Origin of the sequence: Bdellovibrio svalbardensis, from assembly GCF_029531655.1 — a bacterium.
Lineage (GTDB): Bacteria > Bdellovibrionota > Bdellovibrionia > Bdellovibrionales > Bdellovibrionaceae > Bdellovibrio > Bdellovibrio svalbardensis.
This window is the reverse complement of sequence record NZ_JANRMI010000002.1, coordinates 313,364-332,201: the sequence shown is the minus strand read 5'-3', so window position 1 is coordinate 332,201 and position 18,838 is coordinate 313,364. Positions and strand designations below refer to the sequence as shown.

Annotated in this window: 8 protein-coding genes; 5 read left to right on the top strand and 3 right to left on the bottom strand. The window is 47.6% G+C overall.

Annotation, left to right across the window (positions count from 1 at the left end; all coding sequences use genetic code 11):
- The first annotated feature begins 63 nt into the window (after positions 1 to 63).
- From NWE73_RS06900 to NWE73_RS06880, 5 genes are all read left to right on the top strand, one after another.
- Positions 64 to 840, top strand: a complete 777-nt coding sequence (locus tag NWE73_RS06900) for an acyl-[acyl-carrier-protein] thioesterase (RefSeq protein WP_277577563.1) — start codon at positions 64 to 66, stop codon at positions 838 to 840.
- Complete coding sequence (locus NWE73_RS06895; RefSeq protein WP_277577562.1) at positions 837 to 1,364, top strand: DOMON-like domain-containing protein; 528 nt, start codon at positions 837 to 839, stop codon at positions 1,362 to 1,364. Before NWE73_RS06900 ends, NWE73_RS06895 begins: the two co-directional genes overlap by 4 nt.
- A 128-nt stretch (positions 1,365 to 1,492) precedes the next feature.
- Positions 1,493 to 3,001 carry an MmgE/PrpD family protein gene (locus NWE73_RS06890; protein ID WP_277577561.1) on the top strand — a complete coding sequence of 503 codons (1,509 nt, stop codon included), beginning with the start codon at positions 1,493 to 1,495 and terminating at the stop codon, positions 2,999 to 3,001.
- Positions 3,002 to 3,296: 295 nt separating this feature from the next.
- On the top strand, positions 3,297 to 4,196 hold the full coding sequence (gene prpB, locus NWE73_RS06885) for a methylisocitrate lyase (protein WP_277577560.1): 900 nt from the start codon (positions 3,297 to 3,299) through the stop codon (positions 4,194 to 4,196).
- A gap of 155 nt (positions 4,197 to 4,351) precedes the next feature.
- Positions 4,352 to 5,425: a phospholipase D-like domain-containing protein gene (locus NWE73_RS06880; RefSeq protein ID WP_277577559.1), complete on the top strand. Its 1,074-nt coding sequence runs from the start codon at positions 4,352 to 4,354 to the stop codon at positions 5,423 to 5,425.
- A 5-nt stretch (positions 5,426 to 5,430) separates the two neighbouring features.
- On the opposite strand, the gene NWE73_RS06875 is transcribed toward NWE73_RS06880, so the two are convergent.
- The 3 genes from NWE73_RS06875 to NWE73_RS06865 form a co-directional block, all read right to left on the bottom strand.
- Complete coding sequence (locus tag NWE73_RS06875) at positions 5,431 to 6,162, bottom strand: TIGR02147 family protein (RefSeq protein ID WP_277577558.1); 732 nt, start codon at positions 6,160 to 6,162, stop codon at positions 5,431 to 5,433.
- A gap of 1 nt (position 6,163) precedes the next feature.
- Complete coding sequence (locus NWE73_RS06870) at positions 6,164 to 6,619, bottom strand: hypothetical protein (protein WP_277577557.1); 456 nt, start codon at positions 6,617 to 6,619, stop codon at positions 6,164 to 6,166.
- Positions 6,620 to 6,762: 143 nt separating this feature from the next.
- On the bottom strand, positions 6,763 to 18,837 hold the full coding sequence (locus NWE73_RS06865) for a tail fiber domain-containing protein (RefSeq protein WP_277577556.1): 12,075 nt from the start codon (positions 18,835 to 18,837) through the stop codon (positions 6,763 to 6,765).
- Position 18,838: the final 1 nt, after the last annotated feature.

Below are 18,838 nucleotides of genomic sequence, written 5' to 3'. Positions count from 1 at the left end.
GTTTAAGTAGAGACTTCATGTTTCCTTACATTGATACAACACTAATAGAGGTTTACTCATTTTATGTCTCAAGAAATTAAAAAACTCTGGTCTGAACGTTTCAAAATCACAAGCCTCTTAGTGAATCCCATGGGACGACTTGGACTCTATGGCGTCTTGAATCTGATTCAAGAAACCGCGTGGATGCATGCAGAGACTTTAGGTTTCGGGATTAAGGACATGGAACAGCAAGGTCTTTTCTGGGTCCTCACTCGACAAACTTTGCAAATGAGCTCTTGGCCAGCGATCGGTCAACATATCTGTGTTGAGACATGGCTTCGCCCCCCTGATGGGGCTTTTGTTTCGCGTGAGTTTTTTCTTAAAGATGACAACGGTGAAATCATCGGACGCTGTTCAACCAGTTGGTTGGCCTTGGATCGCCGTACAAAAAAGATTTTACCATCTCAAGATCTTCGCCCTTGGGAGCAAATCTGTCTTGATCAAAGCAATGGCCTGATCACTGAGAAAATCCCCGTTCAAGGAGCCTACGAGAGCTTGGCAAAATTCAGAGTGCGCAACTCCGACCTCGATACCAACCAACATGTGAACAACACCAAATATGCACAGTGGATTTTGGACTCAATTCATTATGATCTGCATAAGTCGCTCGCTCTGAAGAGCTACTCTGTCAATTTCCTGGCAGAGACTCACCTGGGCGATAAAGTAAAAGTTGAACGCTCCTGCTCGGCTCCTTCCGTAGACGAGGTTTCGGCCGGCATTACGACTTATCGTGGCGCCAGATTAGAAGATGATAAGATTCTTTTTACAGCACGCCTTGAATGGGAGAAGATAAAAGCATGAATTTGCTGAAGCCCTTTGCCGAAAATCCACTCACGCGCTCCATCAGTATCGAGACGACAAGTCAAAAGACGACTCCGACCGAGCTGATTTTGGAATTCACAATTCGTGGTGACATTGGCCAAGTTTGCTTCGCAGAAAGTTCGCTGGTTGCAGCCCGCCGTGATGAACTTTGGAAGCACACTTGTCTGGAGTGCTTTTTTTCCACAGGTCTCGAAGAGTCTGCCCCCTATTTTGAGGTCAACTGCGCTCCGAGCGGCGACTGGAATGCCTACGCTTTCAGCAGCTACCGTCAAGGCATGACTCCCTCGCAAAATTTAGGCGTCAAACTGACCCACCGTGAGAGTTCAGAAAATGAGGCTTTTTTCCGAATATCCGTGAGCGGAGACGATTTGCTCCACGCTCGCCACTTGGGAATGACCGCCGTGATCGAATTTACCGATGGAACGCGCAGCTTTTTCGCCCTCGCCCACCCTGGCCCTCAGGCTGATTTCCATTTGAAAAAATCATTCTCAATTTCGCTCTGAATCAAGCCCTCACCTCCTTGACCCTTATCTGAGGCCAAGTTAATTTTGCTTGTTTTAACATACAAACTTAACGCAATGAGCCTCAAAAAGGTACGCCGTACCTCATCGCCTCATCGAAAGGACTTTCCATGAAGAAACACACAGTACGTGTTTATCCATCTAAAGAGAAACTAGATCGCAAAGATCAACTTGCTTGGAAACTTGCAGAAATCTCTTCTGACAATGCTCCGATCAAAGCTGATGTTGTAGATATGGTTATCAATCGTATCATCGACAATGCTTCTGTTGCGATTGCAGCAGCAAATCGTCGTCCTGTGGCTTCGGCTCGTGCGATGGCAATTGCTCATCCGCGCAACTCTGGTGCGACTGTTTTCGGTATGCCGAACGATCAAAAATTTGATTGTGAATGGGCAGCTTGGGCGAACGGAACGGCCGTTCGTGAGTTGGATTTCCATGATACTTTCTTGGCAGCTGACTACTCTCACCCTGGTGACAACATCCCTGCAATCTTGGCTGTTGCACAGCAAATGAATAAAAACGGTAAAGAGCTTTTGAAAGGTATCGTGACTGGTTACGAGATCCACGTTGATCTAGTAAAAGGCATCTGCTTGCATGAGTACAAAAAAGACCATATCGCTCACCTGTGCCCGGCTCAAGCTGGTGGTATCGGAACTTTGTTGGGTCTTCCGACTGAAACTATCTTCCAGGCGATTCAACAAGCGGTTCACGTGTCTTTCACGACTCGTCAATCTCGTAAAGGTGAAATCTCTTCTTGGAAAGCATACGCTCCTGCACATGCTGGTAAACTAGCTATTGAAGCGGTTGACCGTGTTATGCGTGGTGAAGGTGCTCCATCTCCTATTTATGAAGGTGAAGACTCTGTGATCGCTTACATGCTTTCTGGTAAAAATGGAAAATACGAAGTTCCACTTCCAGAAGTTGGCGAAGAAAAACGCGCGATCCTTGAAACATACACAAAAGAGCACTCTGCTGAATATCAATCACAAGCATTGATCGACTTGGCAGCTCGTATGAAAACTAAGATTGCAAACTTCGATGACATCACAAACATCGTGATCCACACGTCTCACCACACTCACTATGTTATCGGTACTGGTGCAAACGATCCGCAAAAAATGGATCCAAATGCATCTCGCGAAACTCTTGATCACTCGATCATGTACATCTTCGCAGTAGCCCTTCAAGACGGAACTTGGCACCATGTGAACTCATACGCTCCAGAGCGTGCGAAACGTGCTGACACTGTGGCTTTGTGGCACAAAATTTCAACTCAAGAAGATCCAGCTTGGACAGCGGCTTACCACGATCAAGACCCAGACAAAAAACGTTTCGGTGGTCGTGTTGAAATCACTTTCAAAGACGGAACTAAATTGGTTGATGAATTGGGCGTAGCAAACGCGCATCCAGCAGGAGCAAAACCATTCAAACGTGCTGACTACATCCGCAAGTTTGATACTTTGACTGATGGAATCATCACTAAAGAAGAACGCAACCGTTTCATCTCTTTGGTTGAGAACCTTGAGAACTTGACTGCTGATGAAGTGAAACAATTGAACGTACAAATTCCTATCGACAAACTTGTGAACAACAAGCGCGATACAAAAGGGATCTTCTAGTAAGAAGACCGCCAGCGGAGAGTGCAGAGTCGTGTTGGACACGGCATCCTGCCTCACCGCTTCGCCTGCGGCGAGGGCCACCCAGGCCCCGCGGAGGTCCAACCCGACTCTGCACTCTCCGCCGGCTGACTTTTCTCAAAGGTCCAATTTGTTGGGATCTTTATTTGGCTTGTCCCACCTTTGGTGGGACTCGCAGTTTTGGGTACGTCGGTCCCGCCGAAGGTGGGCATTGAGCTTCTTGGTTTTATTTTTTTAATCGACTCTTTTTTGAGGCGAATTCCTTTGGAGGAAATTTATGTTGTTTCCTGAAATTACTCCTGCACAGAAACGTGCTAACTTTAGAGCGGCTTTGAAATCTGGGAAGCTTCTTCAGATGCCGGGGTCTTGGTCTCCGCTAGCTTCAATGGCTATTGAGAAAGCGGGATTTGATGGGGTTTATATCTCTGGATCTGTGCTTTCCAATGATCTTGGCTATCCTGACATTGGTTTGACTTCGTTGACTGAGGTGGCTCAGCGTGGACGTCAAATTGCTCGCACGACGAAACTTCCTACTATCATTGATATCGACACTGGTTTTGGCGAACCGATGAGCGCGACTCGAACGGTTCAAGAGATGATTGAGATGGGGCTTGCGGGTTGCCATATTGAAGATCAAATCAATCCGAAACGTTGTGGTCATCTTGATGGTAAAAGCCTTGTGTCTCGCGACGAAGCCTCACGCAAAGTGGCGGCGGCAGCCAAGGGTAAAAAATTGGATGAGAACTTCCTTTTGATTGCTCGTACTGATGCTCGTGCTTCTGAGGGTTTGGATGCGGCGATTGATCGTGCAAAAGCTTATATCGATGCGGGTGCAGATTGCATCTTCACGGAAGCTCTTGAGAATGAAAAAGAATTTGAAACATTCCGTAAAGCTGTTTCTGTTCCCCTTCTGGCGAATATGACTGAGTTCGGAAAAGGTCGCTTGTTCACTTACGAAGAGCTTTCAAACTTGGGTTACAACATTGTGATCTATCCCGTGACGACTTTCCGTCTGGCGATGGGTGCAACTGTTGAGGGTTTGGCGGAAATTAAAGCCAAGGGGACTCAAGAAGGTTTGCTTGGGAAAATGCAAACTCGCAAAGATTTGTATGCACTCACTCGTTATGATGAATACAACAGCTTTGACCAAAACATTTTCAACTTTACTTTAAAGTAATTGAATTCCAAAAGCCCGGGCAACCGGGCTTTTTTTTTGCCAGCAATCACCCGCCAACGCTTTGCATGGCAAAAAGGTACGGCGTACCTTCTGATTGACTCTGTATTAACATTTGTTAAGTTCTCTTTAGTCGGACTTTTTAAGTCGGAGGCTTTATGAGATCTCGAGTTCTTGTTCTCTCTGCCCTTTTTGTTTTCACTCTGCGTGCGCATGGGGCCGAGGTCGTCTCTGACGATATTCTTTCGATCACTCCGCAAAATGGTCACAGTCTTTTTAATGACAGTATCGATCAGGCGAAAACCTCTATTGATATGATGATGTATCATCTCTCGGATCTTGAGACGACACAGCATCTGTTGGCGGCGCAACAGCGTGGAGTTCAAGTTCGCTTGATACTGGATGCGAAAGCGATGGGTACGCCTTCTTCAACAGCAATTTTCAATCAACTGACGGCCAGTGGAGTTTCGGTTCGCGCGAGCACTCCAGCGTTCTCCATCAGTCATGCCAAGGCTGCCAGTTTTGATAACTCATGGACTCTGGTCACCTCCATCAACCTGACTCGCACGGCCCCTTTCACGCGTGATTTTGGAATTAAGACAACGGACAGCGAAGTCACGGCCGAGTTTGAAAAAGTCTTTGCTGCAGATTGGGAAAATGCACAGAACAAAACCGGGAACACTCCTGAGTTGACGGTTGCTAAGCTAGCATGGAGCCCGTTGAATTCTCTTGATAAGATTTTAGCTCTTATCAAAAAATCTCAGAAATCAATTTATTTAGAAGTAGAAAATTTGGGCGATAAAGACGTGCTCTCCGCCCTCGAGGAAAAAGCCCAGGCTGGCATCCAAGTTGTTGTGGTTGTTCCCGCTTGTGTAGAGGGAGGAGGAGCTCGCAATCTTCCTTTTATGAAAGAGCTTTCTTCCGCGGGCGTGGATGCACGACTTTCAGTTCCACCCTATAACGGACAAAATCCTTATATCCACGCGAAGTCGATGGTCGTCGACAATCAAGAGTTCTATGTGGGCTCTGAAAACTTCAGCTACAACAGTCTGACAGCTGCACGAGAGCTAGGAATCATTGAGGCTAACCAGAAGCTCAGTAACACTATTCAGTCCACCATGCTTCAAGACGCTCAACTGGCGACTCCAGTCGCGCAATTGGTGACGACTTTCTCCTGCGCTTCTGCTCAATTCGCCACGCAAATCACAGAACCGCAGACTGGAAGTCACTAAACTATTTATTTCGTCATCGGGACGAGATGAACTGCGAGCATATAAACCTCGGAGCGAGTTCCTGTCTCTAGATAGTCAGCAAATCGGCGGCGCATTTTTTTTAGCTTTTCTTTGGCCTCTGGCAACTTCTTAGGATCGATAGCCAGGATCATCGCCGATGAGTCACGCAGGGCCAGCGGCACTTCATCAATGGCCTTCTCCACCACTTTTAAGCGACGCTTATGCCCTTCACGCAGCACCTCAGAAGGGATCTCTGTGATTGTTTGAGTTTTACGACTCTTGGCACACAGCTTTCCAGATTTCACTTCAAGCAAGCTCAACTTTCGCAATGTCTCAATAGCCTCTTTGGCTTGTATTTCCGAAATTCCCAGGCGATTCGCTGCGGTTGAGGTCTTGTGATCAAAGCCTTTCGTTTCAATCAACGAAAGCAACGCCACGTAATGAGGATCCATTAAAAATTTAAACTCTTCCTCTTGCAGGATCTTCCCATAGACTTCACCCTGCTCTTCCACGCGAACAGCGTCCAAAAATATTTCACGCTCTTCCTCATTCAGATTGAGTCTTTCAGAAATTTTACGGGCCACGCTTTCAGTGATCTGTCTTTGGCCATTCATAAATTCAGACAGCCGGCCGCTGCCAATTTCAAGATGCTTGGCAAAAGCCCGAAGTGAATAGCGGGGATTTTTTAATTTCTTCCCTTCAAAAGCCTGACGCAAAATATCTACAGAGACTGACATGTTATTCCTTCGGCAGTTCTGTGCATTTAAAAGTAGAATAGGTTCTCGATGGATCTGTCACAAACCTCATAAGGAAAATCAATTCCCCCTTAGGACTATGTGAAATCAATCCTTCAACTCCGGCATAAAGCCAAATTTTCTCTCTACGGGCATATTCTTCAAGTCTGGTGAGCACAACCACACCATCCTTCGTGCTTAAATTTCTATAGGAATAGACACTCTGCTGAACAGGCACCGCATTTTTTCCATCATAAACGGTTAGATATAAGGCTTGATTGCGTCGTTCTAGGATTGCTGAAGAGTAAATCAACGCTCGCCCATTAAACAAGCCGCGAACGGTTGTACATCTCAAAGGAACATCAAGAGCACCATTTCCCCACTCATGCCCAGCGAATGCCGTCGAAATTGTGGAAAAGAAAAAAGCCATGACAATCATTTTTTTTACAGACAATTCCATAGGTGCTCGGCCTCTATCTTGTGATTAAACAATATCGTTAATCGTAAATGCGAGCTTGCCAATATTTTTTTTAGTCTGGTCAGAGTTCCCTGAATTATCGGGAGCATTGCTGTGGCTCAAGCCACAGCAATGTAAAGGGTAACTTATTTTTTACAGAATGGAGCCACCGGATCCTGCTTGCAAATCCACGCCTTCATCTGCGCGTTTTCCGTTTTTAACTGCATCACTTCAGATTGATCCGCCTTATTTTCAACCTGTGCCTGTACAGAAGCAATACCTCTATGAATCTGCTGAGAATCTTGAAACCATTTTTGATAAAACTCTTTCACAGCATTCACCACCGCCCAGTGAATTGGATCCGCATTCAACTCAAGATATCCATCATCGCGAGTATGAACAGCATCAGGAATCACCTTCTGCACTTCCTGCGCGATAAAACCAGTCATCGCTTTGTCTGATGGAATATTCAAAGCGTTTTCTTTTTTATAGTTAAAACGCACGGTGTGAAGTTTTAAAATCTCATTCAGTCCGTATTCGTAATCCCCATGAACATCTTTAAGGCGGGCATCTGAAGCCAAAGTCCACGCCGTACCTGTACTCAAGCCTGCAGTGCCGACAACGTGCAAGTTGTAACCAGGAGCAGTTGTTCCTATCCCGACATTGCCACTAACTATTACTCCATTTGCAGGGGCGGCATTAGTGCCTGCATAGGTACCTACAGAAATGCCGCCATTAACGTCAAGTTTAGATTTGGGCCCAAAAGTACCAAATCCAACATTTCCGCCTGAGGTAATAAGTGCATAGCCAGAAGCAGAGCTGAAGAAGCCACCATAACCTGTGGTCGCTGTACCAGAGACACCTTTCCCGGCAATCGCAACGCCTGAAACACCAACGGTATTCGATCCTGCTGTGGCTTCTCCTCTTACACCAGCCACACCATAACCAGAGGAATGAGCAGTTTTTCCGTAAACCGCAGCGGAGTTGTCATCACCGCCTGTCGTCGAAGTCAACTCACCTTTAATTCCATAATAAGTCGTAAAAGCAGCTCCGGGGTTAACAACATGTAGCGGAGTATTCGGACTTGTCGTGCCAATGCCAACGTTACCGCTACTATCTACACGCATACGTTCACTACCATTGGTAGTAAACTGCAGTGAATGCGTCGCTAAGTCGAGATTTACAATTTCATTCGGAGAGACTTCGCTATTATTAATCAACCGCACACTGTCTCCAGTACCTGCAGCTATACTCATCAATGTAGAACTGTTTGCAATAATCTTTAGCTCCGCGCCGCCAGAATCAGTGAAGCGAGCAATAGGGTTGGAAATATCAGTCCACGCTCTATAGACATCCAACATTGCAGTCGGAGATGCTCCAATACCCACTCTACCCGAAAGATTCGCACCACCTCCTGCACCATTTGCTCCAGGCATCAACAAAATATCACCGCCCAGAGTTACGCCAGCGGCACCAGTTTGACCTTCTATACGTACAGCTTTACCATTCCCGCTGGAAGCTGTTCCTCCAGCAACATGGAAGAGATTCGATGGGTTATCGGTATTAACACCAACATTGCCGTTAGCAAGGACTGTGAAACCCGTTGTTGAGGTTGCGTTCGCTTGAATTCTTGCTACTTTTCCACTGGTAGATGACCCAGTGTTGGCAACATAGAATAAACCATTGCTGGAATTCAATGTGGCACTAGAGCTGGCCAGACTCACCATACTGCCGGTGGTTAGCGCATTTGAATTCATTGACATCAATGTCTGAGTCGTCGCCGTTGACCAGTTCCAGATTTGACCGAAGTTTAAGTTGTCGATCGTATTTCCTGCTGTCGCGGCGGTGATACCAGATAAAGCTCCACCGCCAGCGCTGACTAAATCAACATAAGCCCCGCCATTTTGAGAAACTTTGAACTTATTCGCTGCAGAATCAAAGTAGAGGCGACCTTGCCCCGCCGGAGACACTGCCGGAGCCGCCATGCCGCGCATAGTTTCAGCTCCGTTAACATCAAGAATTGAAGAAGGCGTTGTTGTTCCGATACCGACATTTCCGGCTGTCGTGAGCTGTATACCAACTTGATGAATTCTATAGGTTTGAGATCCAACAGTTTGCGATGTGGAAACAGTGAGTGACGTGCCGCTGGGTACCGCGGTAATTGTGCCTGCGTCGGTTCCATTGGCGAAAACAAATTGCGAGCCAATCATAGCCGATGTCCAAGATGCTCCAGACGTCCCAGTGATAGTATTTCCAGATTGTGATGCATAACCGGTTTGGTAGTAAGGTGGTGACACTGAGAAGAAATTTGTTGGAATGATACCAACGCCGACACTCCCTGTATTAGACATTACAAGGACATTGTCTGGATTGGTCGTACCAGTGGTTTCGCCAACAAAGCTGTAATTCACAAGATTTCCAGAATAAGAACTTTTAAATATGCGATTGTTAGATCCACTCGCTGCACGCATAAGTATTTGGGGAGATCCGGTGCCGGATTTTGAGTCTACAATTAGAACTGCATTTTCATTACCTGAAGAGTTAATATGAAGAATTGTATTCAGATTTGGGGTATATGCAAATCCACCCAAGTCTCCTATCATACTCGTACTTGCTCCAAGGCCTAAGTCGCCGTTCGCAGAAAGAGTAAGACCTGAGTTTGCTGTAGAGTTAGCCTGAAATCTCGCAATTGTGCCTGTTGAGGTTGCGGCTGTATTAGCAACATATAGCAAACCATTTGAGCCAGTATTACCGGTGCTCGAACTGGTCAGTGATAAAATACTTCCAGTCGTGAGGCCATTTGCTGTCATAGTCATTGGACTTTGAGTCGTCGCCGTCGACCAGTTCCAAATCTGCGCATTGAGTAAGTTGTCGATCGTATTGGTGGCAGTGGCGGCAGTAACTCCTGAAAGTGCTGCTGTGGCAGTAACGCCTGTCAAACCAGAACCATCTCCAGTTACCTTACCTGTGGCATCGACTTTAAACCTAGTAGCGTTACCAACTTGGAAGTTAATAAAGTCACCAGTATAAGCGGCAGGGTTAGCGCCGATGTAAGTTCCATTCGCAGAACCAGCAGAAAGAGCTGTGTTCGACAAGTTCACTTGCGCACGAGTCGCACTGGCAACAGGTGCTGTGCCGATAGAAAGAGTATCAACAGGAGCCGTTGCGCCGATGCCGACATTGCCTGCAGAATCAATTCTCATACGCTCTGTACCGCTAGTTCCCAACTTCAGAGGTCCAGCTTGATTGTTATTGACGGACAATGTTGTATTCGTGTTGTCCCATATTATATTGGCTTTCGCGATATCATTATTTTTAAACAAAAACTCAGTGAATTGTTCCCCAAAATTGTCGGCCGAAATATTAGCTCCATTGGCGCCACGGACATGAAGCTTTTCTGAGGCGTTGGTTGTTCCAATTGCGACGTTACCGGAAGAAGCGATCAACGTCATCGTTGTTACGCCAGAAGCTGCCAGTGCAAAATCATAGGCATCGTTAGTTCCAATCCTTGCGATACTACCAAAGCTATTTCCACCGTTGACAAAGCCCGTAGAGCTGGTAACTGGCGTCAGCCAAGAAAGCCCACCAGATCCATTTGTTCGCAGGACCTGACCGTTCGTGCCATCAATATTTGGCAACGTCCAAACTGTTGAACCAGCAGCGGATGATGGTTGGAATCCCGTGTAGCCCGAAGTTGAGCCGGACATACGAATTGCGCCTTTAACATCTAAGGCTGCACCTGGTGCTGTCGTACCGATTCCGATATTACCATTTAATCGCTTAATAAATAGCGCTGTCCCAAGGCTACCGCCTGCATCGCTAATCCTGTTGATCACGAAATCGCTTCCCGCATCAGAACCGGTTTCCGCGGTTGGCTCTTTTCCCACCTCCCAACGACTTTGGTTTTGAGACATATAGCGAGTAAAACTGTTGCTCGTTACACCAGCTGAAAGATCCAAATATGCACTACCACTACTTGCCTCTAACTTAATCGTTGGACTTGAGCCCAAGACATGCAAGTTCTTTCCTGGTGCGGCAACCCCGATACCGACGTTGCCATTCGCAAGAACTGTTAAACCAGAGCCACTGGCAGAGCTCGACTGAATCCGTGCAACTGTACCGGTCGTCGCTGCACTTGTATTCGCAATATACAACAAACCATTCGTAGAATTCACAGATGCATTTGAAGTCGTCAAGTTTAACAAGCTGCCGGTTGTTAAAGCATTCGCGGAAATACTCAGCGGACTTTGCGTCGTCGCCGTTGACCAGTTCCAGATTTGACCGAAGTTTAAGTTGTCGATGGTATTTGTTGCGGTTGCCGCCGTGATCGCAGAGAGAGCTCCGCCACCACCAGGAGTTGCCCAGGTCGCCAAACCCGCCGCATCTGAAGTCAACACTTTGCCTGCGCCCGGAGTACCGCCAGTGATTTTAACTTGGCCCGCAACTTCAAGAGCCGCACTCGGAGCTACTGTGCCAACACCCACGTTGCCGCTTGCTAATACCGTCAAACCTGTCCCTGCGGTAGAGTTCGACTGAATTCTGGCAACCATTCCAGAGGTTGAAGCACCCGTGTTCGCCACATACAACAAACCATCCGTTGAATTTAAACTTGCACTTGAAGAAGTCAAATTCAGCGCTGTTCCTGTCGTCAATGAGTTCGCGATGATCGAGGCCGCATCCGTTGTTGTCCCAGTAAAGGTCTGTGTATGAACACCCGTACCAGAAGCCATCGTTAAGTTTTGATTGGCAGCAACCGTCGTCGCACCATTCAAGCTCACCGCACCAGTACCCGTTGCGAAGGTATTTGCACCCGAAATCGAAGTATTGCCCGCTAAAGAAACACCACCAGAACCAGATTGCAATACCAAGCTAGAAGTCGTACCCGAGTTACCCACAGTTGTTGCAGAACCTGAAGCGCCCTGCACAGTCAATGCACCTGCAGATGTAAAGGCTGGTGTAGTACCACCGATCGCCATCGCGCCAGATGATGAGTTGAATGTAAAGTTCGGACTATCACCTACTGAATTAGCGGCCGTAGACAAAGTCACTCGGCCCGCAGTCAATCCTGCGATAACACCAGAAACTGCCTGCCAACTTGGTGCAGTACCCGCACCGTTACTAGTTAAAACATAACCGGATGTTGTAGCAGGCAAGCGAGACATCGCAGTCGTTGTTGAAGCATACAACAAATCACCAACCGCAAAGCTAGTCTGTCCCGTACCACCCATCGTTGCCGGCAAAGAAGTCGACCAAGAGGGAACTGTCCCTGAAGATGTCAACACACCACTTGCTGGGCTGGTCAATGCGGTTACACCTGTGGCCGTGCCGTTACTGACTAAAACGCTATTCGCAGTTATCGCTGATCCTGTGTTCTGCAAAATATTATTTGTTGCTAAACCCACACCTGTAACTGTGGTGCCATTGACTTTTCCAACAGTCGTTACGCCGGTATTCGAAACAGTCACATCACCGCTCATAGAAACGATTTGCGGAGCACTGGCGTTTTTACCGACAACGATTTGACCGTCAGTCATCGCGCCTAGCTCTTTAATCGCACCAGCGCCTGAATACATCAGCTGATTATTCGTTAATGCCGTCGAAGAATTAGTACCACCATTTGCTACCGGCAACGTTCCCGTCACGTCGGATGACAAGCCCACGCTTGTCACTGCTGAATAAGCGCCCGCGCCGGTTCTTTTTACAAACCCCGTCGTCGCAAGACCATTCAATCCAGTCAACTCTGTACCTAAACCAATGGTCCCTGTCGCAGTGATTGTACCGCCAGTTAAACCAGTTCCTGCAGTGATCGAAGTCACAGTACCTGTACCAGCACCATCACCAATCGCAACCCAAGCTGCACCCGTATCGCGATAGATCGTGTTGTTATCTGAAGCGATATACAATCTGCCGGCGATGCCAAATGCAGGACGTGAAGCTAATAGCCCCGTTTGCACGCTTGGCGTACCACCCAGATTAGAAATTGCATCTGTGATTCCATAGCCCGCAATTGTTGTCGGCTTACCAGAAGTAATCTTAGTCCAATCCAGTCCTGGAATATCCGCAGCTGCCAGAGTGGTACCAGAAGTCACACGACCTTGAGCATCTGTAGTAACTTTCGTGTATGTTCCAGCGGTGCCGGTGTTTTTCAAAGTCACCGCACCGGTGTTTGCCATCGTTGCATCACCCGACATACTCACCGGAGCATATTGAGTGGCACCGTTGTTATAGACGAGGAACTGAGTGTCAGTAGGCGCAGTAGCACTAACCGCTTTACCTTTGATTTTATCCACTGACATCGTGCTGGATGTCCCAGACACGTCACCAGAGAATGTCGAAGCCGTTCCAAGTTTATTGTTGAATGTCGTCCAATCAGTATTACTTAACAAACCCGCCGTTACCGTTCCCGATGCCGATGCCATTGGAATATTCAACGTATGAGTGCTTGTTGCGGAGGTGAATGCTGGCGAGTTTCCAGTTGTACCAATCGCAAATGTTTGTGTACCAGCTATCAATCCATTCAATGAAGTGATTCCCGCTCCGCTTGCTGCAAAGGCCGTCCAAGCGGTTCCATTACAATACTCAACGTTGCCGCCGTTATATCGAATCGCACCCGCAACACCCGCCGCGCAGGCTGTGGCATCAGTACCGACACGAACCGCACCGGCCACATCGAGTTTGATCGCAGGAGTCGCAGTGCCGATACCAACATTACCGCCAGTTGGATTTAGCAGAACATAACCCTTAGTAGCATTGTTTGTCGAATCCAACGTCAAGTTATTGCTTGCCGCTGTTCCACCATTCAACACCTGCCCACCAGCACGACCTGCCAATAGCGCGTATTGAGTGAAAGTATCTGCTGTTTTTGCAGCCCAAGCAGGCACACCAGTACCATTCGTTAAAAGAACTGAGTCATTCGCCGATGTCAAACCACCAACCACGTTATTAGCTGAAGAGAACAACAATTGATTTGCGGTCGTTGTACCTGGATAAGAAGCCGTAGAATAAACCGGACCCGTCGCAGAATATTGCAAGATCGAACCGTTTACAGAGCCAGTGACTGCTGTCATCGTCCCGGAACCATTCGTTGCAATAACACTATAATTTGACCAGCCAGTTGAAGATGATTTTGCATTCAGCTGAGTTTGAACTGCAGAAGTAACACCTGACAGATAGCCAAGCTCAGTATTCGTCACCGCAGAGTGAGTTGGAATGCCACTCGCATCCGAAATCAACGCTCTGTTTGCAGTAATTGCAGTGGCCTCAACAATTGCACCACCACTTGAAACCATCACTTTGTTATTAGTCAAAGCTGTCGAAGAATTTGTACCACCGTTTGCAACCGGCAAAACACCTGAAACATCAGCCGTTAAACTTGCTGCCGCGGTGGTATATGTACCAGCGCCAGTACGCTTAACGAAACCAGTTGTTGAAAGTCCATTCAATCCCGTCAACTCTGTGCCTAAGCCAATAGTTCCAGCTGAGGTGATCGTACCACCCGTTAAGCCAGTTCCAGCTGTGATCGAAGTCACAGTGCCTGCACCGGCACCATCACCGATCGCAACCCAAGCTGCACCTGTATCGCGATAGATTGTGTTCGTATCAGAAGCGATATAGATTCTGCCCGCAGTTCCAAATGCTGGACGAGCCGCAAACGTTCCTGTTTGCATACTTGGAGTGCCACCATTGTTTTGTACGCCATCAGTGATTCCATGACCACTTAGTGTAGTTGGTATACCGGAAGTAATCTTAGTCCAATCTAATCCTGGAATGTCGGCAGCTACTAAAGTAGTTCCTGAAGTCACACGACCTTGGGCGTCTGTTGTGACTTTAGTGTATGTTCCAGCAGTACCAGTGTTTTTCAAAGTCACAGCACCAGTATTCGCCATTGTCGCGTCGCCAGACATGCTCACGGGAGCATACTGAGTCGCACCATTGTTATAGACTAAGAACTGAGTATCAGTTGGCGCAGTTGCACTAACCGCTTTGCCTTTAATTCTATCCACTGACATCGCGTTGTAAGTTCCAGACACGTCACCAGAGAATGTTGATCCAGTTCCCAATTTTGTATTGAAGTTGTCATATTCAGTTTTACTAATAAGACCCGCTGTTACCGAGCCAGTATTCGCCATCGGAATATTCAAAGTGTGAATATTCGAAGCCGATGACCAATTAGGAGCATTCCCAGTTGTGCCTGGTACCGCCAACGTTTGCGTATTACCCGTCATACCATTAAACGAAGTAATCCCAGCACCACTCGCCGCAAAAGCAGTCCACGCAGTTCCATTACAATACTCGACATTACCACCGTTATAACGGATCGCGCCTGCAACACCTGCCGCACAGGCTGTTGCATCCGTACCAACACGAACCGCACCCGCAACATCGAGTTTGATCGCTGGAGTCGCAGTTCCAACACCAACATTGCCGCCTGTTGGGTTGATAAGAACATAACCCTTAGTTGCATTCGCTGTAGAATCTAACGTCAAATTATTACTTGCCGCTGTTCCACCATTAATTGACTGACCACCAGCACGACCTGCCAACAAAGCGTACTGCGTGAATGCATCAGCTGTCTTTGCCGACCAAGCCGGCACACCAGTACCATTCGTTAAAAGAACTGAGTCATTGGCAGAAGTTAATCCACCCACAACGTTGTTCGCTGAAGAGAACAACAACTGATTTGCTGTTGTTGAACTTGGATAAGTTGCTGTTGAATACACCGGACCAGTTGCAGAATACTGCAAAATACTTCCAACTGCAGAACCTGTAACCGCAGTCATGGTGCCCGAACCGTTCGTTGCAATGACGCTGTAGTTCGACCAACCAGTAGATGAAGACTTCGCATTCAACTGAGTTTGAACTGCTGAAGTGACACCTGATAAGTAGCCAAGTTCTGTATTCGTCACTGTCGAGTGAGTTGGAATACCATTAGCATCCGAAATCAAAGCTTTATTTGCAGTTATCGCCGCTGCCTCGACAATCGCGCCACCACTTGAAACCATGACTTTATTATTTGTCAATGCTGCTGCTGAATTTGTACCACCACGAGCGACTGGCAATGTTCCAGACGAAATTTTCGCAGCATCAATGGACGGAATCATCGCTGGAGCCAGCAAACCACTCGCATCAAGTTTCGCGATCTTATTCGCATCACTACCGCCACCAGTTGTCCCTGAGTTCAAAGTCAACACCGGTGTTGTCGTTCCTGTTGCCACACTGATATCAGCAGTCGAACTGGAAACGTTACTGACCGTGCCACCAGCTCCGGTACCGTCACCAATTGCAACCCATGTAGAACCCGTATCGCGATAGATCGTATTCGTGTCAGAAGCGATATAGATTCTGCCCGCAGTTCCAAAAGCAGGACGAGCTGCCAACGTTCCCGTTTGCATACTTGGAGTGCCACCACTATTTTGCACGCCATCCGTGATTCCGTAACCACTGAGTGTTGTCGGAGTTCCCGTGATCGAAGACCAAGATGGAGTTACTGTTACATTCGATGCAGCAGTCAAACGACCTTGAGCATCCACCGTAAATGTTCCCACTTGAGTTGCAGAACCATAAGAAGCCGCAGTCACCGCAGTACTAGCCAAAGAAATCGTACCAGTTCCTGTAATTGGACCACCGGTTAATCCAGTACCCGTCGCAACATTCGTCACAGTTCCATTTGTTGCGGGAGCTTGACATGTCCAACCTGTCGCCGTCCACGTTGCAATGTGGCCTGAGGTGGAGCAGGCAAAGTTATTAAACTTGCCCGTGGAATCAACAACCGCAATTCCAGAAGTTGCGGTGTTCACGCCCGTGAAATTCAAATCAGCACCTAAAATAGTGCCGTCTAAGATTTTGCCTGTTGTGATTGCATTCGCGGCAATTGTCGCTGCCGCAGAGCCAGGCCCCGCCGCAGTCACATCACCTGTCAAAGCCGTGACGTAGTTACCAGCAGGCTGCTTCGCCACAAACGAATCGTAATCAGCTTTACTTAAAAGACCCGCCGTCGACCCCGCCGAAGAAGCCAATGGAATATTCAACGTATGAACATTGCCTGATGACGACCAGTTTGGAGCAGCACCTGATGTACCTGGAACGGCCAAAGTTTGAGTCGAACCAACTTGGCCATTGAATGAAGTTAAGCCGGCTCCCGAAATTCCCAAGGCTTGAACTGAAGATCCATCCCAGTACTTAATCTGATTACTGGTGGTATTAAACCAAGTACGACCTTTTTCTGTTGCTCCCCAGCCTGCTGTGGATGGATCGGCCGCATAAGAACCCAGTTGCAGATTCTTATTAGAAGCCAATGAAACATTGCCCGCATTCGTGATATCTTGGCCACCCATATTCAAGGTGCCCGTCATCGTTCCGCCAGCTACAGGCAATTTTGTAGTGTCTGCAGCAATTCGCGCATCCACTGCTGTACTGAAGTCAGTTACCTGCGAAGCGGTGATCGCGATGTTCACGCAAGAAAAACCACCCACTGGGGAAATGAATTTCAAAGTTTGATTATCAGTACAAGTTGAAAGCTGCGAGTACGGGACTTTCGCATCTAAACTCGTTTGTAGGCTTGTCACATCTGAAACAGCCAGTGTCGCAACACCACTTGAGACACGACCTTGGGCATCTGTCGTTACTTTATAGTAAGTACCCGCAGTGCCCGTGCTTTTCAAAGTCGCAACACCTGCATTATCAATCGTCACATCACCACTGAGCGAAACAGCTGCGGCATTCCCGCCGGCATTACCCACCCAAATTTGCGCGGCAGGCAAAGCACTGCCACTCACTGCAGAAAGTTTATTCGAAAAGGCTGTATAGTCCGCTGCTGTCAAAAGGCCGCGATTCGATGCAGAAGCACTTGGGATATTGAATGTGTGAACTCCAGAAGCTGAATTGATATTGAAATCAGATCCGCTCGAGCCCGTTGCAAAAGTCTGAGTGTTGTCACTCAAGCCATTCATTGATTGAAGACCAGCCCCTGCAGTCCCTATGACTTTAGCCTGCGTGCCGTCCCAGTATTTAATCTCGTTACTTGTCGAGTTGAACCAAACTTTACCTTTATCGGCAGGAGTTAATCCCACTGGATCCACAGCATTGTTTGATAAATGCAATGACTTCGAAGGGTTCATCGTGATGTAACCCGTTAAGGTCAAATTCTGACCATTCATATCAATCGCACCACTCATGGTGCCACCGCTTAAAGGCAACTTGGTTGTATCGGCAGCAATCCTTGCATCCACTGCGGTACTAAAGTCACTCACCTGCGAGGCTGTGATCGATGTCGATGTACAAACAAACCCACCCACCGGGGAAACGAAAGTCCAAGTTTGCCCAGCAGTACAGGACGGCATTTGCGAATACAAAACACGGTCATTCAAAGCTGTCTGCAATCCTGAAACATCCGGGATCGCCAGCCCCAAACCAGCCTTGATAACTGCATTATCTGTCGTCAATAAACCAACACCGTCGACCGAAAGACCACTGCCCACTTGCACCATACCCGTCGAAGTCGTCGTTGCCACAGCAACTGAACCACCAGCACTCACGCAAGTCAGAACTCCACCTGAGGCTTTCAAGACCTCGCCCGCATTACATGAAGGCAAATTCGCTTTTGCGAACGCCTTCACAGAAGGATCGGTTTCATTTTCAGGAACTACAGTTGCAAGATCCGAATTCAAAACGAAATCACTAGCCACTTTACCTTGAAGACTTTCAGAATCGCCGGCTTTTTCTGCAAGCAAAGCAAATGGAATATTCGTTACCTTATGATATGGCTGAATGATCTGCACACCAAGGCCATCATGGGCATCAAACTCAATACGCACTTGGCGCAAATCATTCGCAGCAGGAGTGTACACACCACCAGGACATCCCCCGGTATCTACATTAGTTAAGCCAGACAGCGCAGGTGCCGCCTTATCAAAAACTTTTACCACGGACGCAGTACTTTGCGGAGTCACTCCGTCATAGACGTTGTAAGCCGTCGAACCTGTCCCGATGTCGATATCGAAGTTGCCCGAGGTCTGTGAAAGATCTTTGCCTAAGTGATTTTCGGAATAAAGAAGACAGCCTCCGGGGCTCAAGACCTTAACGACAAAGTCTACGTTGGTCGCATTTAAAGAAGTACCTGTTGCACTGTTACTGATATGTCCACTTAAGTGCACGCCGACAGGATTGGCCCAGGCATTGGATACACCTAACGTCAAAATATAAGTGACCAGAGTTAGCTTCATC

Bases quoted from the DNA above. Each gene is read 5' to 3' on its own strand.
- NWE73_RS06890 (WP_277577561.1), top strand. From the start codon at position 1,493: ATGAAGAAACACACAGTACGTGTTTATCCATCTAAAGAGAAACTAGAT.
- NWE73_RS06865 (WP_277577556.1), bottom strand. From the start codon at position 18,837: ATGAAGCTAACTCTGGTCACTTATATTTTGACGTTAGGTGTATCCAAT.
- NWE73_RS06875 (WP_277577558.1), bottom strand. From the start codon at position 6,162: ATGTCAGTCTCTGTAGATATTTTGCGTCAGGCTTTTGAAGGGAAGAAA.
- NWE73_RS06895 (WP_277577562.1), top strand. From the start codon at position 837: ATGAATTTGCTGAAGCCCTTTGCCGAAAATCCACTCACGCGCTCCATC.
- NWE73_RS06880 (WP_277577559.1), top strand. From the start codon at position 4,352: ATGAGATCTCGAGTTCTTGTTCTCTCTGCCCTTTTTGTTTTCACTCTG.
- NWE73_RS06900 (WP_277577563.1), top strand. From the start codon at position 64: ATGTCTCAAGAAATTAAAAAACTCTGGTCTGAACGTTTCAAAATCACA.
- NWE73_RS06870 (WP_277577557.1), bottom strand. From the start codon at position 6,619: ATGGAATTGTCTGTAAAAAAAATGATTGTCATGGCTTTTTTCTTTTCC.
- prpB (WP_277577560.1), top strand. From the start codon at position 3,297: ATGTTGTTTCCTGAAATTACTCCTGCACAGAAACGTGCTAACTTTAGA.